This window comes from Actinomadura spongiicola, assembly GCF_003432485.1.
GTDB lineage: Bacteria > Actinomycetota > Actinomycetes > Streptosporangiales > Streptosporangiaceae > Spirillospora > Spirillospora spongiicola.
The window spans coordinates 413,018-432,773 of sequence record NZ_QVNQ01000003.1; the positions used below are offsets into that span (position 1 = coordinate 413,018).

General features: G+C 72.1%; 18 protein-coding genes. 8 read left to right on the forward strand and 10 right to left on the reverse strand.

Features of this window, described 5'->3' with window-relative positions; genetic code table 11:
- Window positions 1–55: 55 nt before the first annotated feature.
- From D0T12_RS10645 to D0T12_RS10655, 3 genes are read right to left on the reverse strand one after another with little or no spacing between them, the layout of a single operon-like run.
- Window positions 56–856, reverse strand: coding sequence for an amino acid ABC transporter ATP-binding protein (locus D0T12_RS10645; protein WP_117399340.1), 801 nt, complete (start codon window positions 854–856; stop codon window positions 56–58).
- Entirely contained in the window at window positions 853–1,716 is an 864-nt protein-coding gene (locus D0T12_RS10650; RefSeq protein ID WP_117399341.1) for an amino acid ABC transporter permease, read from the reverse strand. Before D0T12_RS10650 ends, D0T12_RS10645 begins: the two co-directional genes overlap by 4 nt.
- Window positions 1,677–2,498 (reverse strand): substrate-binding periplasmic protein, encoded by an 822-nt coding sequence (locus tag D0T12_RS10655; protein WP_117399342.1) that lies wholly within the window; start codon window positions 2,496–2,498, stop codon window positions 1,677–1,679. Before D0T12_RS10655 ends, D0T12_RS10650 begins: the two co-directional genes overlap by 40 nt.
- 230 nt (window positions 2,499–2,728) lie before the next feature.
- Between D0T12_RS10655 and D0T12_RS10660 the strand changes: the two genes are divergently transcribed.
- Entirely contained in the window at window positions 2,729–3,739 is a 1,011-nt protein-coding gene (locus tag D0T12_RS10660) for a terpene synthase family protein (protein ID WP_233525961.1), read from the forward strand.
- Here D0T12_RS10660 and D0T12_RS10665 read toward each other — a convergent pair.
- A complete protein-coding gene (locus D0T12_RS10665) occupies window positions 3,728–4,705 on the reverse strand; it encodes a winged helix-turn-helix domain-containing protein (protein ID WP_117399343.1) in 978 nt (325 codons plus the stop codon). The two genes, D0T12_RS10660 and D0T12_RS10665, sit on opposite strands and share 12 nt — an antisense overlap.
- Window positions 4,706–4,760: 55 nt before the next feature.
- On the opposite strand from D0T12_RS10665, the gene D0T12_RS10670 reads away from it, so the two are divergent.
- Together D0T12_RS10670 and D0T12_RS10675 are read left to right on the forward strand one after the other, a co-directional pair.
- Window positions 4,761–6,023, forward strand: coding sequence for an MDR family MFS transporter (locus D0T12_RS10670; RefSeq protein WP_233525962.1), 1,263 nt, complete (start codon window positions 4,761–4,763; stop codon window positions 6,021–6,023).
- Between the two features lie 32 nt (window positions 6,024–6,055).
- Window positions 6,056–7,819, forward strand: coding sequence for an NAD+ synthase (locus D0T12_RS10675; RefSeq protein WP_117399344.1), 1,764 nt, complete (start codon window positions 6,056–6,058; stop codon window positions 7,817–7,819).
- A gap of 12 nt (window positions 7,820–7,831) precedes the next feature.
- On the opposite strand, the gene D0T12_RS10680 is transcribed toward D0T12_RS10675, so the two are convergent.
- The 5 genes from D0T12_RS10680 to D0T12_RS10700 all read right to left on the reverse strand — a co-directional run bounded on the left by D0T12_RS10680 (window position 7,832) and on the right by D0T12_RS10700 (window position 14,081).
- Window positions 7,832–8,758, reverse strand: a complete 927-nt coding sequence (locus D0T12_RS10680; RefSeq protein ID WP_117399345.1) for a hypothetical protein — start codon at window positions 8,756–8,758, stop codon at window positions 7,832–7,834.
- Complete coding sequence (locus tag D0T12_RS10685; RefSeq protein WP_117399346.1) at window positions 8,751–9,857, reverse strand: hypothetical protein; 1,107 nt, start codon at window positions 9,855–9,857, stop codon at window positions 8,751–8,753. Before D0T12_RS10685 ends, D0T12_RS10680 begins: the two co-directional genes overlap by 8 nt.
- A 19-nt stretch (window positions 9,858–9,876) precedes the next feature.
- On the reverse strand, window positions 9,877–13,332 hold the full coding sequence (locus tag D0T12_RS10690; protein ID WP_117399347.1) for an ADP-ribosyltransferase: 3,456 nt from the start codon (window positions 13,330–13,332) through the stop codon (window positions 9,877–9,879).
- A gap of 102 nt (window positions 13,333–13,434) precedes the next feature.
- A complete protein-coding gene (locus D0T12_RS10695; RefSeq protein ID WP_117399348.1) occupies window positions 13,435–13,788 on the reverse strand; it encodes a DUF6507 family protein in 354 nt (117 codons plus the stop codon).
- Window positions 13,785–14,081: a hypothetical protein gene (locus tag D0T12_RS10700; RefSeq protein ID WP_117399349.1), complete on the reverse strand. Its 297-nt coding sequence runs from the start codon at window positions 14,079–14,081 to the stop codon at window positions 13,785–13,787. The genes D0T12_RS10695 and D0T12_RS10700 overlap by 4 nt, the downstream gene beginning before the upstream one ends.
- A gap of 279 nt (window positions 14,082–14,360) precedes the next feature.
- Here D0T12_RS10700 and D0T12_RS10705 point away from each other — a divergent pair, with 279 nt between their 5' ends.
- The 5 genes from D0T12_RS10705 to D0T12_RS10725 all read left to right on the forward strand — a co-directional run bounded on the left by D0T12_RS10705 (window position 14,361) and on the right by D0T12_RS10725 (window position 18,905).
- Complete coding sequence (locus D0T12_RS10705) at window positions 14,361–14,696, forward strand: hypothetical protein (protein WP_117399350.1); 336 nt, start codon at window positions 14,361–14,363, stop codon at window positions 14,694–14,696.
- 29 nt (window positions 14,697–14,725) lie between these two features.
- Window positions 14,726–15,028: a pore-forming ESAT-6 family protein gene (locus tag D0T12_RS10710; protein ID WP_117399351.1), complete on the forward strand. Its 303-nt coding sequence runs from the start codon at window positions 14,726–14,728 to the stop codon at window positions 15,026–15,028.
- A 130-nt stretch (window positions 15,029–15,158) separates the two neighbouring features.
- Window positions 15,159–16,139 (forward strand): TNT domain-containing protein, encoded by a 981-nt coding sequence (locus D0T12_RS10715; RefSeq protein ID WP_117399352.1) that lies wholly within the window; start codon window positions 15,159–15,161, stop codon window positions 16,137–16,139.
- Between the two features lie 22 nt (window positions 16,140–16,161).
- The gene (gene eccD, locus D0T12_RS10720) at window positions 16,162–17,499 is read left to right on the forward strand and encodes a type VII secretion integral membrane protein EccD (protein WP_117399353.1); all 1,338 of its coding nucleotides are present in this window, start codon (window positions 16,162–16,164) and stop codon (window positions 17,497–17,499) included.
- 494 nt (window positions 17,500–17,993) lie between these two features.
- Complete coding sequence (locus tag D0T12_RS10725) at window positions 17,994–18,905, forward strand: nucleotide-binding protein (RefSeq protein ID WP_117399354.1); 912 nt, start codon at window positions 17,994–17,996, stop codon at window positions 18,903–18,905.
- A gap of 3 nt (window positions 18,906–18,908) precedes the next feature.
- Here the strand turns inward: D0T12_RS10725 and D0T12_RS10730 are convergent, their stop codons facing one another.
- On the reverse strand, window positions 18,909–19,706 hold the full coding sequence (locus D0T12_RS10730; RefSeq protein WP_117399355.1) for a PIN domain-containing protein: 798 nt from the start codon (window positions 19,704–19,706) through the stop codon (window positions 18,909–18,911).
- Window positions 19,707–19,756: the final 50 nt, after the last annotated feature.

Genomic DNA, 19,756 nt, shown 5'->3' on the forward strand with positions numbered 1-19,756 from the left:
CGACCAGCCGGGCTCCTCCGACAACTCAGGCAACCTTCAAGAATCCGGCTTCGGGCTAGTCGGTCTCGCCGACACGGGCGGCCGCCGGGTCGAGGACGCGGGACAGGAACGTCCGCGTCCGCTCGTGGGCCGGGTCGTCGATCACCCGCGCGGGCGGGCCCTCCTCGACGACCACGCCGCCGTCCATGAACACCACCCGGTCGGCGACCTCGCGGGCGAAGCCCATCTCGTGGGTGACGACGAGCATGGTCATCCCCCGTCCCTCCCCCGGCCGGGCCAGGCCGCGCATGACGCCGAGGACGTCGCCGACGAGCTCGGGGTCCAGCGCGGACGTCGGCTCGTCGAACAGCATCACCTCGGGCCCCATCGCGAGCGCGCGGGCGATCGCGACCCGCTGCTGCTGGCCGCCCGACAGCTGCGCCGGATAGGAGCCGGTCTTGTCGGCGAGCCCGACGCCCTCCAGCTGCTCGCGGGCGATCCGCTCCGCCTCCGCCCGGCCCCGCCGCAGCACCTTCCGCTGCGCGATCACGACGTTGCCGAGCGCCGTCAGGTGCGGGAACAGGTTGAACGACTGGAACACCATGCCGATCCGGCGGCGGACGGCGTCGATGTCGACGTCGGGGGCGGTGACGTCCACGCCGCCGACCCTGACCGTCCCGGCGGTCGGCTCCTCCAGCAGGTTGACGCAGCGCAGCAGCGTCGACTTGCCCGACCCGGACGGGCCGATGACGCAGACCACCTCGCCGGACGCGACGCGCAGGTCGATGCCGCGCAGCACCTCGTTCGCCCCGAACGCCTTGCGCAGCCCGCCGATCTCGATCGCGCCGCCGGACGTCTCCGTCTTCACCGCCGTCATCGCCGCCCCCGGCGCTGCCGCGCCTCCAGCCGCCGGGCCAGCAGGCTCAGCGGAATCGTGATGATCAGGTAGCAGACCCCGGCCACGATGATCGGGGTGGTGTTGCCGACCTGGCCCGCGAGGTCGCGGCCGAACTTGGTGAGCTCCCGCTCCTCCAGGACGATGCCGAGGAACAGCACGAGCGAGGAGTCCTTGCAGAGCAACACCAGCTGGTTGGTGAGGGGCGGGATGACGATCCGGAACGCCTGCGGAATGACGATCGACGACATCGCCCGGCCCGCCGACATGCCGAGCGACCGCGCCGCCTCCGTCTGCCCCTTCGGCACGGCCTCGATCCCGGCCCGGATCGTCTCGGCCATGTAGGCGGCGCCCGCCAGCCCGAGTGCGAGACCGGTCTGCCCGACGGCCCCGCCGGGCGCCGGGGAGCCGAACGCCAGCGGCACCCCCACCGTGATGAAGATGAAGATCAGCAGGAGCGGCAGGCCGCGGAAGATCTCGATGTAGACGGCCGCGAACCAGCGGTAGGGCGCGACCGGCGACAGCCGCATCAGCGCGACGACCAGGCCGAGCGCCAGCCCGATGCCGAACCCGACCGCGGTGTACACGACGGTGTTGCGCAGGCCGACCGTGATGATGTCGGGGAAAAGGTCCCGGGCGACGTCCCGGTTGGCGAAGTTGGCGCGCAGCCTGTCCCAGTCGGCCAGCAGCGCGACCAGCACGACCACGGCGAGGAACAGCCCGTACTGGCCGCCGAGCGACAGTTGCCGGCGGCGCCTGCGCGACAGCCCGCCGGGCGCCGCCGCCTCGACCGGCTCGGCCGTCACGAGCCGCCGCCCGCCGACGGCATCGGCCCGATCCACTTCTCGTGGATCCGCTGGTAGGTGCCGTCCGCCTTCGCCTGCGCGATCACCTGGTTGGTGAGCTTGACGAGTTCGGGGTTGTGGCCCTTGCGCATCCACATGCCGTACTGCTCGCCGGTGTTGAGGTTCGCGACGATCTCGTAGGCGGCGTTCGCCGGGTCCTTCAGCCAGCCCTTGACGACCGGGTCGTCCTGGACGATGACGTCGACCTGCCCGGTGCGCAACGCGTCCAGCTCGGCGTTGGAGTTGTCGAACGAGCGCGGGTCGAGGCCCTTGCCGCGGACGAACTCCTCGCCCGTGGTGCCGGCCTGCGAGCCGAGCTTCAGCTTCTTGGCCTTGACGTCGTCGAGCGAGGTGACGCCGCTGCCCTTCTTCGCCATCAGCGACTGCGTGGCGTCGAAGTAGGGGGCGGACACGTCCATGAACTTCACCCGGTCCGGCTTGATCGTCATGCCGCCCATCTGGATGTCGCACTTGCCGGCGTTGAGCGCCGAGCCCGTCCGCATCGTCTCGAACGGCGTGTCGACGATCTTCTGCTCGACACCGAGCCGCTTGGCGACGAGGTCGATGATGTCGACGTCGAACCCGACGACCTCGCCGGACTTCTTGTCCTCGAACTGGAACGGCGGGTACGGCAGATGGGTGCACGAGGTCAGCGCGCCCTTCTCGATGAGCTTCACACCCTGCACGGTGGCGCCCTCGTCGCCGCCGCACGCCGATGCGGTCAGTGTCAGCGCCGCGAGACCCGCGCCCAATACCCAACGCCTCGTCCGTCCGGACACGTTTTTCCTCCTGGGGGAGCGATCTTCGATGGGGAGCGATCGGGTGGAGTTCTACGTGGGTGGTCGTCGAACTATCCCACGCCGGTCCACACGAGCGGGAGACCGAACGACGGTGAAACCGAGATCATCCCCGCCGATCGGTTTCCCGAAAATTGACGTGCCGATCGAACGCCCCCGACGAAATGATCATTAACGTGGTCAGGGTCGTGGACATCTCTCTTCTTCTCTCGATGACCGACCGGGTGCCGGCACTGGCCGCCGCCCCGTCGGCGATGCATCCGGAGTCGTGGCGGCTGGGCGCGCAGGTGGAGACCTGGGCGCGCGGGCGCGGGCTGGTGCTCGGAGATCCGGACACCTCGCCGCTCGGCCGGGCCCGCTGCGAACGGCTCGCCGCCCGGGTCTTCCCGACCGCCGACCTCGCCGCCGTGGATCTGTTCGCCCGCTGGCTGACCTGGACGCTCGCGCTGGACGACACGCTGGACCACCCGCCGCTCGCCGACAGCGGCAGCGCCGTCCACGCGCTGTACGACGACCTGTTGCGCGCGATGCGGCGCGGCCACGCCCGGCCGGGGGCGCGCCCGCTGGAGACCGCGCTGGTGGAACTGTGGGACGTCACGTCCACCGGCATGAGCCGCGAGTGGCGCCGCCGGTTCATGTTGCAGTTGGAGGCGCACCGGGATGGCTGCGCGGAGGAGGCGGTCAACCGCCGTGTCCGGCAGGTCCCGTCGGAGGCGCAGTTCGCGTCGCTGCGCCGCCGGGCGTGCGGCCCGTTCCTGTACGACCTGGTGGAACCCGTTCTCGGCGTCGAGCTTCCGGCGCGGCTGCTGCGGACGCCGAGCTGGAAGACCCTCGCGCACAGCGTCGCCGACGTGGTGGCCTGGTCCAACGACGTCGCCTCGCACGATCTGGAGGCGGCGCGCGGCGACGTCCACGACCTGCCCGCCGTCCTGGCCCACGCCCGCGGCGTCGACCCGGGCGACGCCGACACGATCGCCGCCCTGGTCGCCGGCAGGATCGCCGACCGGCTGGAGGACGCCTGGACGGCCGCGCGCCGGCTCCCCGAGATGCTCGACCGGCTGGAGCTCACCGTCGCGCAGCGCGCCGCCGCCGCGCAGGTCGTCAAGGTGCTGCTGGACGTCCCCCGCGCCCACGTCGACTGGCTCGCCGAGTCGGGCCGCTACGAGCCGCCCGGCGCGAGCCCCGCCCCGGGACGCCTGGACGCGCTCGCGTCACTGCGCTGACGGGCCCGCGAGGGCGTCGCCCGCGGCCGTGCGGACGTAGAGGACGCGGCGGCCGAGCCGGTGACCGGTGACCAGGCCGCACGCGCGCAGGACGCCGATGTGCTGGCTGACCGCCCCGGGAGTCACTCCCAACCGCCGCGCCAGCTCCGCCGTCGAGGCGGGCGTCGCGAGCGCGGTGAGCAGCTCGGCGCGGCGGCGGCCGATCAGCGCGGCGAGCGCGTCCCTCCGGTCGGCGGGCGGACGTCCCGTCTCCCACAGGGTCGCCACACCGGTCGGCGGATAGCTGAGCATCGCCTGGTAGGGCGGCACCATCACCGACACGTTCGGCCACACGAACACGCTCGGAACGAGCAACAGGCCCTGCCCGTCCAGCCCGCCGTGGAACGTCCAGCGGCGGTCGACGCGCAGCGTCCCCGACCCCCAGGACACCGCCTCGTGCAGGTCGCCGAACACTCCCGCGGCACCCTGCGCGGCGAGCGCGGCCGTGCGGCGCAGCACGTCCCCTTCGAGCAGGTCGCGGACGCGCGTCCAGTACGGTTCGACGGCGGCGACCCAGTACCGTTCGAGCGACTCGACCAGCGTGTCGAGGGCGCGTTCGGGGTCGTCGACCATCGCGTGCCACGCGGGCGGCGGGCGGCTCCCGTGCTCCATCTGGCGCAGCTCCGCCGCGACGACCTCGGGTGGCGTGTCCCCGACGGTCTCCAGCTCGGCGTCCAGGTCCGGTAACGGGGTGGCGGGCGGCGGGGTGAGGAAGTCCGGGATGTACCCGGTGGGCCGGACCACCGCGTCGAGCGGTCCGAGGTCGAACCCGCGCAGCCGGGGACGGACGGCGTGCACCCACGGCAGGTGCAGGGCGTGCCCGGACGGGTCGGCGAGCACCCGCAGGCTGCGCACCAACTCCCACAGCGGCGAGAACGCGAACCGGACGCGCGCCACGTCGTCCGGGGCGAACACGAACTCGATCATTTAGTTCAGGCTAAATCAGTTCCGCGTACGGCGCGCCGCGCGGACCATCGTGCAAGTGACCACTCTGGAAGGCGCTCCCGTCGGCCCCCCGTCGGGACGGATCGCGGCGTTCCTGCGTCCCCGGGTCGGCGGCCTCCCCCGGACGTTCTGGACACTGTGGGCGGGGACGCTCCTCAACCGGCTCGGCAGCATGGTGGAGCCGTTCCTCGGCCTCTACCTGACGACCATGCGCGGGCTGTCGCTGGGGCAGGCGGGCATGGTGATGGCGGTCCTCGGCGCGGGCTCGCTCGCCGGGACGCTCGTGGGCGGCACGCTCGCCGACCGGATCGGACGGCGCGCCACGCTGACGCTCGCGACCATCGGTTCCGGTGGGGCGATGCTCGCGCTCGGCTACGCCCAGGGGCTCGCCGCGCTCGTCGCGGCGGCGCTGCTGCTCGGGCTGCTGCTCAACATGTACCGGCCCGCGGCGCAGGCGATCGTCGCCGACATCATCGACCCGGCGGACCGTCCGCGGGCGTTCGGGCTGCTGTTCTGGGCGATCAACCTGGGCTGGGCCGTCGCGATGGTGCTCGGCGGGACGCTGGCGCGGCAGGGGTTCCTGTGGCTGTTCTGGATCGACGCGATCACGTGCGCCGGGTTCGGTGTGCTGACGTGGCGGGCCATTCCCGAGACCCGCGTGCGGGGCGGCGCCGCCTCGGGCGTCCTGACCGGATTCGGTCGGATGCTCCGCGACCGCGTGATGGTCGGATACACGCTGATCACCCTGACATACACGTTCGTGCTCCTGCAGGCCATGACGACGATGCCGTTGGCGATGAAGGAGGACGGCCTCGGCCCGGAGGCGTACGGCATCGCGATCGGCGCGAACGGTGTTCTGATCATCATCCTGCAGCCGCTGGTCAACGCGTGGCTCGCCCGCCGGGACCACAGCCTGGTGATGGCGGCGGGCTGCGTGCTGGTCGGCATCGGGTTCGGGCTCACCTCGCTCGCCTCCTCCATCACCGCCTACACCGCCACGATCCTGGTGTGGACGATCGGGGAGATCATCGCGGCGACCGTCCTGCAGGCGATCGTCGCCGACCTCGCCCCACCCGACCTGCACGGACGCTACAGCGGTCTCTACGGGATGGCATGGTCGGGCGGCTTTCTGCTGGCGCCGCTCGGCGGCACCCAACTGCTCGGCGCGGGCGGCGCGTCCCTGCTCTGGCCGACCTGCGCGGGCATGATGCTCGGCGCCGCGGTCGGGCTGTGCGCGCTCGCCCCCGCGATCAGGCGCCGCCACGACACCGCGCCCACCACCTCCTTTTCGTCAAAGTGACGAAACAAGCTTCGGGCACTTATCCTTGGACCGTGGCACACCTCAGGATCGCGCTCGCACAGGTGAACTCGACCGTCGGCGACCTCGACGGCAACGCCGACACAGTCGTGGAATGGGCCCGCCGCGCCGCCGAGGCGGGCGCGCACCTGGTCGCGTTCCCCGAGATGATGTTGACCGGCTATCCGGTGGAGGACCTGGCGCTTCGCGCGTCGTTCGTCGAGGCGTCCCAGCGGGCCCTCGCGGGCCTGGCCCGCAGGCTCGCCGACGAGGGTCTCGGCGACCTGCCCGTCGTCACCGGCTACCTCGACCGGCGGACCGGCGGGCCCGTCCGCGCGGGCCAGCCCGCGGGCGCGCCGCTCAACGCGGCCGCGTGGCTGCACGGCGGTGAGGTCCTGGTCCGCTCGGCGAAGCACCATCTGCCGAACTACGGCGTGTTCGACGAGTACCGGATCTTCGTGCAAGGTGACCGGCTGCCCGTCGTCCGCGTCAACGGCGTCGATGTCGCCACCGTCATCTGCGAGGACCTCTGGCAGGACGGCGGACCGGTCAGCGCCGCGGGCGAGGCGGGCGCCGGGCTGCTCCTCGCCGTCAACGCCTCCCCCTACGAACGCGACAAGGACGACGTCCGCCTCGACCTGTGCGCCCGGCGGGCGCGCGAGGCGGGCTGCGCCCTCGCCTACGTCAACATGGTCGGCGGCCAGGACGAGCTGGTCTTCGACGGCGACTCGGTCGTCGTCGACCCCGACGGGACACCGCTCGCACGCGCGCCGCAGTTCGTCGAGCACCTCCTCGTCACCGACCTGGCGCTGCCCGCCGCTCCCGCGACCGTCCCGGACGACGCCGCCATCGACCGGCACGTCCTGTCCGCGGCCCCCCTGCCCGACCGTCCGGCGGAGCCGCCGACCCTCGCCGAACCGTTGGACGACCTGGCCGAGATCTACGCCGCTCTCGTCCTCGGCACCCGCGACTACGTCCGCAAGAACGGGTTCCGCTCCGTCGTCCTCGGACTGTCCGGCGGCATCGACTCGGCGCTCGTCGCCACCATCGCCTCCGACGCCATCGGGCCCGAGAACGTCCACGTCGTGCTGCTGCCGAGCCGCCACTCCTCCGAGGGCTCCGTCGTCGACGCCGAGGACCTCGTCAAACGGCAGGGCGTCAACGCCCGCACGATCCCCATCGCCGACATGGTCGAGGCGTTCGAGAGGCAACTCGACCTGCACGGTCTCGCCGCGGAGAACCTTCAGGCCCGCGTCCGCGCCAACATCTGGATGGCCCTGTCGAACGAGCACGGTCACCTCGTCCTGACCGGCGGCAACAAGAGCGAGCTCGCGACCGGCTACTCCACCCTCTACGGCGACTCCGCCGGGGGGTTCGCCCCCATCAAGGACGTCTTCAAGCTCACCGTCTGGGAACTCGCCCGCTGGCGCAACGCCCAGGCGGGCGCCGACCTGCCGTTCCTGCACCCGTTCCCGCACGAACCGATCCCCGAGGTGATCATCGTGAAGGAGCCGTCCGCGGAACTGCGCCCGGGTCAGCGCGACCGCGACACGCTTCCCGAGTACACGGTCCTGGACCCCGTCCTGGCGGACTACGTCGAACGCGACATGGGCCGCGACGCCCTCGTCGCCGCCGGGCACGACGCGGCCCTCGTCGAACGCACCATCCGGCTCGTCGACCTCGCCGAGTACAAGCGCCGCCAGTACCCGCCCGGCCCCAAGATCACCCCGAAGAACTTCGGCCGCGACCGCCGTCTTCCCATCACCAACCGGTGGCGCGAACCGTCCACCCGGAGCTGACGCGTCCGCGGGTCAGGTGGGGGCGTGCGCGCGTAGTCGGCCGATCAGGCGCAGGACGAGTTCACCGGCGGCCTCGTCGTCCCAGGGGCCGGGTCGTCGTTCCGCGAGCGCGTCGTCCGCCGCGCCGAGCGGTACGGCCTGGACGGCGCCTTCGGCCACGCGCACGTCGATCGACACCGCCGTCCGGGCGTACTCCTCGGGCGACAGGCGTGCGGTGCCGGACACCCACGGCCAGGGATCGTTCTTCTGCGGAGACGGCGGCGTCGACCGTTCGAGTTCCTCGGCCAGCAACCGGCCCAGCAGAGCGGGGCCGGCCTGGGCGCGGACGGACGCCACCGGCGTCACCGGCCCGGCTTCGCCCCAGGGGACGATCTGAAGCAGGCCGTCCGTTTCGTACACCCGTACCGCGCCGTGCGAGGGCCGGGCGGGGCTCGTGCGCTCCTTGTCGAAAGAAGGAGCGGGCCGGGAGCCGTGCAGGCTCGGTTCGAACCACGTGTCGCGGGCGTCCTCGTCCCAGGAGACACCCGGCGGGAACTCCCGTACGCCGCGGCCGGGGAGGAAGTCGGCGAACAGGTCCGTCCCGTCCCCGAAGGCCAGCGGGACGTTCAGCCCGGTGAGCCGGTCGAAGACCGCGCGTCCGGCTCGTTCCAGCAACTCCTGACGGGCCTGCGCCGGGACGTTCCGCAGCTCCAGCGACAGTTCGAAGTCGTAGGGCGCGAAGGCGGTGTCGTCGCCGGTCCCGTACAGCTCGCGGTCGAGTGCGGAGAGGTCGACCGAGAGGACGCCGTCGGGGGTCGTCCAAGGGTCGGACCGCAGGGTGAAGGCGAACTCGTCCGCCGACGCGAAATAGCCGGGCACGTCCAGGGCGACGGCGATCCGCGCCATGGCGGCGGCCGGGTCGCCCGGGTGGCGCAGGCAGATCTGAACCGTGCTACTCATTCGCCAAGTCTTCCAGGGCCTGGAGGCCGGGCGCCTCCTGCTCCTCGACCTCGTCCGGGATGGCGCCGCCGCTCGGGTCCTCCGGCGCGCCGCACCACCTGCGGAGCGCCTGCATGGGGATGAGCGCCTCCTTGGCCGCCTCCCGCAGGCGCCGCTCCCACACCGCCCGCGCGTTCTCCCCGTCGGCCCCCGCGTCGGGACGCGCCAGGTAGGACGCCGCGTCGACCGACGCCCACAGGTAACCGACCGTGCGCCCGCGGAGCAGGACCGGGTAGTACCGCACCGGCTCGTCGGTGGACGTCGCATAGTCGCCGGTGAGCTCCTGGAGCGCCCGCAGGCTGGGCGCCTCCCGCTCCTCGGCGTCCGCCGGGATGGCGCCGCCGCGCGGATCCTCGGGCGCGCCCTTCCACTTGCGCAGCGCCTGCAACGGGGTCAGACCCTCGCGGGCCGCCTCGCGCAGCCGCAGCACCCACGGCACTCCCGCGTTGTAGCCGAGCGCTCCGGCGTCCGCGCGGTCCTGCCAGTAGGCGGCGTCGTCGGCCACCGACGCCCACAGGTAGCCGACCACCTTGCCCTGCAGGACGACCGGGTAGTACCGCACCGGCCCGTCGGTCGACGCGGGATAGTCCGTCGCCGGAACCTGCATCGGCCCCAGCGGCTCCCATGCCTTCCGACGATCCACGGGCGTCCCGTCAGGCCAGGTCGGCTCCTTGGCGAAGAAGTCCTTGAGCGGATCCACCCAGTCGGGATTCAGCCGTTCGGTCAGCTCGTCGACGTTCGCGGCCTCCTCCTCGGAGGCGTCGGCGGGGACGCCGCCGCCCTCCGCGTGCTCGGGCGCACCCCGCCATTTCCGCAGCGCCTCCAGCGGCTCCAGGCCGCCCGTGGCCGCCGCGTCCAGGCGTTCCGACCACACCAGCGGAGCGCGGAGCGCGGCGCGCGGCCCCTTCAGCCGCCGCACGAACCCGGCGGCCTGTTCGGTCTTGGCCGCCCACAGGTAACCGATCAACTCCCCACCGAGAGTGACCGGAACATACCGGACGCTCCCCCGCGCGCCGTCCGCGTAGGACGACGCGGCGCGTCTGGGCCGCCGCCCGCTCATGTGATCGTCAGCCTCCTCGTCACAGTCCGTCGTTCACCGGGGTCTCCAGCACCTTGGCATAGAGATGGACCTTCCCGTCCGCCTCGACCCGCGCGTCCATAATCTCGTATCGCGTGTTCCGGGGGAGAATCAGCTCGCGCTGGTCGGGGAAGAGGCTGTTCCTTCCCATCCAGAGGCCGCGTGAGCCTTCGGGGACGTCCATGTGCATGACGATCGGATGGTGTTGGCCGTCGATCGGCGGAGTCGTCCGGCCCAACGCCGTCGACATGAACGACTGCTCCGTCTGGACGGTCCCGATCAAGGAGCGCGGGTTGCCGTTGAACCCGTTCATGAAGTTCACGTCGTGCAGCCCGCGAAGGACCTGCACTCCCTCGGGAAGCCGGTGGCTCAGCGCCTGGTCGATCAACCGGACCCGCTCGTTGAACTCGGCCACGGTCGGGAAACCGTCGAAGCTCCTGGCGATGATTCCGCGCGCCCCGGAGTGTTGGATCCACGCCTCCAACCGCCGACCGGGCTGCGGGTTGTTGAGGATGTCATCGACGATGTGGCGCTGTTCCGGTGTCAGATCGGTTCGGTGCGCCGCGTCGTAGATGTCGCTCATGGACGGCGGGCGGCCGTGGTTCATCTCGAAGAGCGACCACCCGGGACCCACGTTCGCGTACCACTGCCGCAGGCTGTCCCCGACATCGGCCAGGCCGCGCAGGTGCGGGTTGTACGGCCAGGAGTGGCGGGTGTACTCCCTGATCGCGGCGCGCTCCTCCGCCGGCAGGTCGTTGTACTGGTCGGAGAGGTGCCGGTCGCCGTATTCCTGGCCGTCGTCGTCTTCGTCGAACCGGCGGATGCCGTCGTCGTCCATGTGTCCGGGAAGCGGATCGGAACCGCCCGGGTCACCGTCCGGGTCGCCGTCGGGGGTCGGGTCCGCACCGTCCGGGGTCGGGTCGGGGGTGCCGGGGGTGCCGGAGCCGTTCTGCTGCGGCCCCTGCTGACCGCCGTCGGGGTTCCCGTCACCCGGACCGCCCGGGTCGCCGGGACCGCCGGGGTCGCCCGTTCCGCCGTCGGCGCCGTCCTTCACGGGGGTCGCATCGGGACCGTCACCCTCAGGGGCCTTGGCTCCGCCGCCACCGCGCGGATCGTTCGGCGGCTCGGTGCCGCCCTTCGGCGTCCCGCCGTCGCCGCCGTCGCCGCCGTCACCGTCGTCGTCGCCGTTCTTGCCGTCACCGTCGTTCCCGTCGCCGCGGGGTCCACCCTCATCGGGCGTGACGAAGCGGCGGCTGTCCGGGTCCCAGGTGCCGAGGTCGTGCTCGCCATCGGCGTCGATCTTGGTGATCTTGCCGTTCTCGAAGACGATCTTCGACCCGTCCCCGAGGTAGGTCTCGATCCGTCCGAGCTGGTTCAGTCGGGCGTCGCCCTCGCCGAGCATCCGTCCGAGGCGGCTCTTGAGCCCGTTGACGACATGGTCCTCGCTGAGCCCGGCGCGGCGGCCGTCGATGACGATGTCGCCGGACAGGCGGGTGCCGTCGGGCTGCTCGTTGAACTTGTCGAGCCCGTTCTTCAGCTGGTGGTCGAACGCGCGGCGGGTGTTCTTGCCGACGTCCTTGTACTCGGTCGGGGTGCCCGGGTCGTCGGGGCCGCTGCGCTCCAGGGCGTCCATGGACTTGAAGCCGTCGCCGCTGTCGGGGTGACGCGGCAACCGCGTGACGAGCCGGCCCTCGTCCGCCCGCTGCTCGGCGGTCTCCCGCTCCTTGTCGTCGAAGCGGTCGATGTCGTTGGCCTCGGGCGGGTCGTAGACACCGGGACGGAACTTGTCGCCGACGGGGCCCGGCTGCGTGGGGTCCTGGTCGTCGAAGTGGTCGGGCGGGATCTCGTGCCCGTCCGGCCGTCCGTCCGTTCCGGGCCCGTCCCCGTCGTTCCCGGGGTCGCCGTCGGGGGTGCCTCCATCGCCGTCCGGAGTCGATCCGTCCCCATCCGGCGTCGGGTCCCCGCCGTCCGGCGTCGGGTCCGCACCGTCGGGAGTCGGGTCCGCACCGTCGGGAGTCGGGTCCCCGCCATCGGGCGTCGGGTCCGCACCGTCGGGAGTCGGGTCCCCGCCGTCCGGCGTCGGGTCCCCGCCATCGGGCGTCGGGTCGCCGCCGTCCGGCGTGGGGTCCGCGGTGGACGGGTCGTTGCCGCCGTCGGGGGTGGTGTCCTGGGGGTCGCGGTCGTTGCCCGCGGGGTCGCGGCCGGTGCTCGTGGGGTCGTCCTGGCCGTTCTGCTGGTTCTGGCCGTTCTGCTCGTTGCCGCCGACGTGCGCGGGGTCGCGGTCGGGGGTGTTCTGGAGGTCCTCCATGTCGTCCAGGGAGTTCTGGAGGTCCCCGGTGTCCATGTCCAGGTTGTTCACCTGGTTCTGGAGGTCCTGGGTGCTGGGGTTCTGCTGGAAGCCGACCTCCTGCTGGTCGACCCGGCCGTCGCCGTCGCGGTCGCCGCTCTGGCGGCCGCCTCCGTCGGTGTCGGCGTCGCCGCGCTTGAGGAGCTTGATGCCCGCGCGGACCAGGCCGACGCCGACGAAGCAGCTGCCGATGTTGAGGATGCTGGAGGTGATGACGTAGCCGGGACGGTCGCCCCACTCGCGCCACGGGACGAAGGAGTGAGCGACCTCCTTCCAGTTGTTGCCGAGGTTGCTCCAGAAGTGGGAGTCCTCCTCCCACACCCAGCCGTTCTCACCGTGCAGGCCGACCAGGCCCGCCGTGTCCTCAAGGACGCCCATCCAGTTGTTGCCGAGGTTGCTCCAGAAGTGGGAGTCCTCCTCCCACACCCAGCCGTTCTCACCGTGGATGCCGACCAGGTCCGCGACGTCGGTGACGATGCCGACGGCGAAGTCCTTGACGCCGTTCCAGGCGTCCTCGTACCAGGGCGCGTCGTACTCCTGCGGCTTGGCCCAGGGGGTCTCGATGCCCTTGGGCGCCTGGCCCAGGCCGTACCCCTTCTCCCCGGCCTTCGGGTCGCCGTCGCCCGGGATGAAGTGCGTGCCGCCGAAGACGCCGGTGATCTTGTTGGCGCAGGCGCGCTCCGCCTCCTGGTACGCCGCGATCGCCGCGAGGATGTCGTCGTTGAGCTGGTTGTGCTCCTTGACCTTGTCCTCGTCCTCGCGCCAGTCGTCGTCGCCCTCGATGCCGGCGCGGAACTGCTGGGCGTGGCTCTTCAGGCCCTGCAACCGGCTGATGAGCGGTCTGATCTCCCCCGCGAACGTCACCAGCGCGCCGCCGACCGTGGTGACCTCGCCCTTGAAGCCGTGACCGGCGGTGGCGATCGGCTTGGTCGCGGCGAACAGCTGTTGTTCATGGGGCGCGGTATAGAACGCGTCCAGTCCCTGCCAGGCCGAATGGATGTCGTCCCCGGTCTGGGCGATCGCGGTCCCGTCCTTCTGGAGCGCCCGTCCCGCCTCCTCGACTCCGTCGGGATCGGCCTTCGGAATCGGGATCGCGTTCGGGTCGATCACTCCGCTCAACGTCGCACCACCCTGTGTCCTGCGGTTACGCGGTCGTTACGTTTCTGTGTCCGACGCACGGCGGCGCGGCGTCGTTCGGCCGTTCTCCGGCCTTTACTTCCCGATCTTGGGAGCGGGCGCGTTCACCGCGGTGCGCTGCGCCTCCGCCAGCATTTCCATGTCGCCGTTGATAAAGGCCTTGGTGGCTTTGACCGCGCCGGTGATACAGGCGCCACCCTTCGTCACCATGCCCTTCAACCCGGGGGTCGTGTACTCCACGTACTCCTTCAGCGCGGTTCCGACGGGCATGCTCGCCGCCGCCGTCCCGGCCTGTCCGACGTGGGTACCGAAGGTCTCCAGCTGTTTGACCAGGCCCCCGCCGCCTTCGCCCCCCTCGCCCGCGAGAAGGCCGCCGACCTTGGAGACGACCGAGCCCACTCCTGACGGCTTGATGTCGTACGTCGTCAACCCGCGTCCCCCTTTGAGAACCTGCCCGCCCGGAAGTTGCCGGGCGGCCTTGCCTCCGGCCACCGCGTCCCCTGCGGCGGCGTTCCGTCCACGATGTCGGCGAACTCGGCCAGTGCGGCACCGATCCGCTCGCCCTCGGCGCGCGCCTGCGCGACGAGTAGGGAGGCGGCGGCCTCGGCGGCCGCGACCGGGTCACCGTCCGGCACCCCCGATCGAACCGCCTCGTCCTCGGGCGGTTCGACGGTGCTTTCCGGGACGCCGGCCTCCGGGAATTCAACCAGCTCGAACTTCATGACTCCACACCGAAGCGGCGACATCGCCGTTCTATCCTGATCGTCCGGAGCCGTCATGTCTAGTGGACCGGGCGGATTGGAACGTTTCCACAGTGGATCGGTATCGTACGGAACTCAATGGCCGTGGCGCGCGTCTCACACTACGTTGTCGGTGTGTTTCCGATCGGCCACGGCTTCCCTCCCGGGTGGCATGACGGGCGTCGGAGAAACTATCGTCGATGCCAGGCATCGGCAATTGCGAACAATCATGTGCGACGACCTCTGGCAAGCGAGGTAGTGATGGGTCGATGGGACCAAGGGCAGAACACGCTGATTCACCTGGCCAAACAGACCGGGGCATCGGGTGAGGAACTGGCGGGTCTGGTTCGGCAGCTGATCGTGGCCGCCGAGCCGCTGTCCGGCAAGTTCAACGGGGCGGGCAAGGCGGCGTTCGACAGCTTCAAGGCTCGCTCGGACCAGATCTGCGCGGATCTGAAGGGCGGGCTGGACCGCGTCAACACCGGTCAGCTCGGCATGGAGCGCGCGTTCTCCGGCGGTGACCAGGAGATGGCCGACGAGGGGAGCCGCGCCATGGGCGCCGCCAACTTCGACGGCGCGAAGTTCCGCACCGCCTGACACGGGGACGAAGGAAAGGGGACAGCACGGTGACGGACGGACGGCGTAGTTACGACACCGGAGCCTCGGGCGAGGCCCAGGGCAACATCCAGGTGATCGTGTCGCGGTTGGAGGCCCTGATCGGCACCCGCGACACCGACGTCAAGGCCGCGATGGCCGACTTCGAGGCGACCGGGGTCTCGGACGAGTACCACGCCAAGGAGTTGAAGTGGCACTCCGCGGCCAACGAGACCCGTGAGATCATCCGCCTGGTGAAGGCCACGCTGGAGAAGAACGACGAGATCGCGCACACGACGCTCGGCAAGGCGAGCGCCGCGGTACAGGCGATCTGAACGGCCGCCGACCGGTCACCGGTCGGCGGCCGGCCGACGCGGGAGGGAACGCGAAAGGTGCGCGTCCCCTCCCGCGTCAGTGATATGTACAGGTTTCCGGGGCACGCGGGGCGTAGGAGGGGAGGCGGCGTTGGCACGCGACTACGACAACCAGTTGCTGGAGTCGGTGACGGTGCGGCGCCGCCGGCTACGCGACGCGCTGCTGTTCGGCCCGCAACGCACCCGCCGCACGTTCGACGAGCACGTCGGAAAGATCATCGCCGGGTTGTGCGTGGCGGCGGTGCTGTGCGCGGGCACCGTCGGCTGGTCGTACCTCCAGTCGGTGTTCCAGGAGCAGAAGCGCGAGCGGGCCGCGCAGGAGCAGCAGCCCACGGGCGGGGGCGCCGCGCCGGTGCCCGCCGACTGGGTGGGCGCGCAGGTGACCTTCGGCCGGCTGCGGCAGGCGCTGACGAAGGCGGGCGTGCCCGGCGGTCTCTACGTCCTGCCGGGCGAGCCGCGTCCGAGGCCCGCGAAGGTCGCCGGCTACTACGTCATCGCCAGGGGCCAGGACAACTTCACCGGCGGGGTCGTCGAGTTCCGGCAGGCGCGGATCGCGGCCGAGTTCACGACCGAGGACGAGGCGTGCCGCTGGCTGTACGGTGAGCTGGTCGTCACCGAGACGCCCCCGCACAGGCTCGACCCGCCGGCCGAGCGGAAGGCGTTCGAGGACGGCGCGGCGCTGAACTCGCAACTGCGGGGAGAGATCGCCGCGGCGGGGGGCGCGTCGACGACGTTCACGCTGAAGCAGGGCGCGCTGATCGACCGGTTCGGGCCGGAGAGCGGGGCGACGCTGTTCCCGTTCGGCGTCGGGTACGGGTTCCGCGGGCTGCCGGAGGCGGTGCGGGCCGGCGTCCCCGCCGACGCGCCGGCCGGCTACCACCGCTACCGGGTCCGCCGCCAGTTCAAGGTGGCGGCCTCGATCTCGCCGCGGGTCGGGGCGTCGCCCGGCGGCGCGGTGCGGTTCACCATCGAGCCCGGCCTGTTCCCCCGGCCCCCGCTGCTGCCGACCGTCCGGATGCTGCTCCGCGACGGCTACCTTGAACGGGTCTCGGGCACGGCGGTCCCCAGGTGAGAGTCCGGACGGAAGGGCGTTCATGAGCGTGTGGAGCCGGGTGACCCTGGTGGGAGAGGCCCGGACGGTGGACATGGTGTTGCCGGCGCAGGAGCCGCTCGGCGCGCTGATGCCGGACGTGCTGCAACTGCTGGGCGATCCGGTGCGGAACCCGCCGCAGCTGAGGCATCTGGTCACCTCCACCGGCGAGGTCCTCGACCCCGGGTCGAGCCTCGCCGACCGGCAGGTGCCGGACGGGGCCGTGCTGCGGCTCGTCCGGTCCGACGAGCCGGTGCCCGCGCCGGTGGTGCACGAGGTGCCGGAGGTGGTGGGCGACTCGCTCGACCTGCGGCTGCTGAGCTGGAGCCCGGCGGCGGCGCGGTGGACCGCGACCTTCACGCTGGTGGCGCTGGCGGTGGGCGCCGGGCTGGTGATCCGGGCGGGTTCCAGCGCCGCGACGGCCGCGATCGCGACGGCCTGCCTGGCGGCGCTGCTCCTGGTCTGCGGTGTCGTGATCGGCATGGCCGGGCGCGAACCCGCGGGGCTGGCGATGACCCTGGGCGGTGGCGCGGCGGGCCTGCCGGCACTGTGGTGGGCCGCCGCCGCGCACGACTGGCCCGCCTGGGGCCGTTGGGGCGGCGCGGCGTTGCTGCTCGCCGTGCTGGTCATGCTGCTCGGGCTCAGCTCACCGCTGGGGCGCGGCGCGCTGGTCGGCGGTGCCGCGGCCGCCCTGCTGGCCGCGATCGGCACGGTCTGTGCCGCGGCGGGGCTGGATTCCGACCGAACCGGGGCGGTGCTCGCGCTGTCCTGCGTGGTGTTGCTCAGCGTGCTGCTGCGGACGGCGCTGTCGCTGTCCGGGCTGACCTCCCTCGACGACCGGCGCAGCGCCGGCGGCGCGGTGCCGCGGGTCGACCTGATGGCGGCGCTCGACCGGGCGCACCGCACCATGGTGATCGCCACGTTGGCGGTGTCGGTGGCCGCGGCCGTCGCCGGGCTGGGCGCCGCCACCGAGCTCGGCGGGTCGCGGGGCGGCTGGAACGCCGCGCTGGCCGCGCTGCTGGCGCTCGTCGTCGCGGGCCGCGCCCGCGTCTTCCCCCTGGTCCTGCAGAAGGCGGCGCTGCTGGCGGCTGCGGTGGTGATCGTCGTCGGGCTCGGGGTGCGGTGGGCGGAGCAGGTGTCCTGGGGCATCGCGCCCGCGCTGGGTATGCTGCTCATCGGTCTGGCGGCCGCGGTCGTCGTGCTCACCGTCCAGCCGGCCGAGCACACCCGGGCGCGGCTGCGACGGATCATGAACCGGATCGAGGCGACGGCCGTGATCGCGATCATCCCGGTCGCGATCGGGGTCTTCGGCATCTTCGCACGACTGCGCGAGACGTTTTGAGAGGAAGCTTGGCTGACCTCGACGGGGACAGGCCGGCTGAGGAGACCGGGCCGGCCCTGGAATCGACGGTCGTCGATCCTCCCGTCACCTCCCACCGACCGGCGAGACTCCCCCATGAGGGTGCGCCCCCCGCGCCCGAGGCGCGACCGCCGGGCGCGTCTCCTCCCGCGCGACCGCCGTCGTTCGGGGCCGGGACCGGCGCGGAACCGCCGCGTCCCGCCGCTCCCCCACCGCCGCGACCGACAGCCCAACCGGCGCCGGGCCCGGCATCGGTGCCCCGTCCGCAACCACGACCGACCTCGCCACCGACCTCCCCGCCGCACGCGCAGACCCCACCGGAACCGCCCTCGCAACCGCAGCCGGGGCCCGCCCCGGTGCCTCCACCGGTGCCCCGTCCGCAACCACGACCCGGACCGCCGCCGGCCTCGCCGCCGCACGCGCAGACGCCACCGCAACCGCCCTCGCAACCGGAGCCGCGACCGCAGCCGGGGCCCGTGCCGGTGCCTCCGCCGGTGCCGCCGGAGGAGTTGGAGCGGGGGACGGTGCACGGCGACTCGCTGCTGCGTCGCGTGTCCCGCGGCGCGGTCCGGCCGTTCCGCCCGTCCGACGATGTGCAGGCGCTGGCCGAGCACGGGGCGTGGATCCAGCATCCGGTGACGACCGGACGGCGTATCGCGGTGACGGGCCTGCGCGGCGGCGCGGGCAAGAGCACGGTCGCGGCGCTGCTCGCGTCGGTGTTCGCGCGGTACCGGCAGGATCGGGTGCTGGCGCTGGACGTCGATCCGGAGCTCGGGTCGCTGCCGCTGCGGCTCGGCGCCCCGCCCCGGCACACGCCCGCCGACCTCGCCGGTCTCGATCTCGGCGCGGTGCCTTTCGAGGAGGTCGAACCGCGGCTGACGCGGCTCGGCGAGAGCCTGTGGGCGCTGCCCGGTCACCGCGGAACGATGGGCGGCGGCATGAACGGCGACGTCTACCGCGCGGTGGGCATCCCGCTGAGCCGGTTCTTCGGAATCGCCGTGACGGACTGCGGCGCCGGGATCAGCACGGACCTGCACCGGACGGTGCTGTCCGCGGCGCACGCGCAGGTACTGGTGACCCCCGCGACCGTCGACGGGGCCGCCAGTGTGGGCCGTGCGCTCGACTGGATGAACGCGTCCGGCTTCGAGGGGCTGGTCTCCCGGACCGTGGTGGTGTTCGCGGTGCAGAGTCCGCATCTGAAACGGCTCGCGGACGTGCGGAAGGCCGGAGAGATCCTCGCCGAGGCCGGGGTCGCCTCGATCAGGCTTCAATTCGACCGGCAGTTGGCCGCCGGATCGGTGCTCGACACCGGGCGGCTGGCCTACGCGACCCGGGTCACCGCCGTCTCGATCGCCGCCGAGGCGCTGCGACGGGCGCTGACGGCGTGACGGTCACGAGCGCAGCCGTTCCATCGGCTCGCCGCGCCGCCACCGGAACGTGGTGGGCGCGCACGGATCGGAGGAGGACGCGTGCATTTCCTCGGTGACGTCGGCGAACGCGGGAAGGGCGTCCCGGGCGGTCGAGGTGAGCGGGTGGAGCAGCATCGTGCTGTGCGTCGGCACCGAGAACAGCGCACCCTCCGGCCCCGCCTCGGGGACGAAACGCGCGATCTCGGTCAGCAGGACCGGAACGTACCGGGATCCCGGCTTGCTGACCACGCGGACCGACTCCCGCAGCGTGAGGGGCTGGTCGCGGACGTCCACGTCGGCCACCTCCTCGTGCGTGCGGGTGACGACGTAGCCGAGCCGCCGCAGCCCGAGCAGGTTCGCCCGCGCCTTGGTGAGCGGGCCGCCGTACTCGGGATGGTCGATGACGATCACCCCGTCGAAGAACGGTCCGGCGCTCACCGCCATCAGGGGCTCGCGGTCGGCGTCCGACAGCTTCGGCACGATCCGGAGCCGCAACAGTTCGCGGACGTCCCCCAGCAGCTCGATGTCGGCGATCGACAGCACGACGAGGTCGCCGGCCTCGCGGATCCAGTCCTCGACCAGCCGCGGCCAGCGTTCGGACGGCTCCCGGGCGCACCTCTCCAGGGCGACCCAGGTGGAGACGCCGCGTGCGTACCGGCCCACCGGGAAGATCACTCTGGCCGTGGGGACGTCGAAGGTCGCGCCGGGGAACACGACGGGCAGGAGGTCCTCGATGAGGGCGTGCACCCGGCCGGACACCTCCACGATCGGCATGTCCATCGAAACCTCCAAGGGTGATCCGGCTTCCCTGGAACCGACATTAGGGTTGT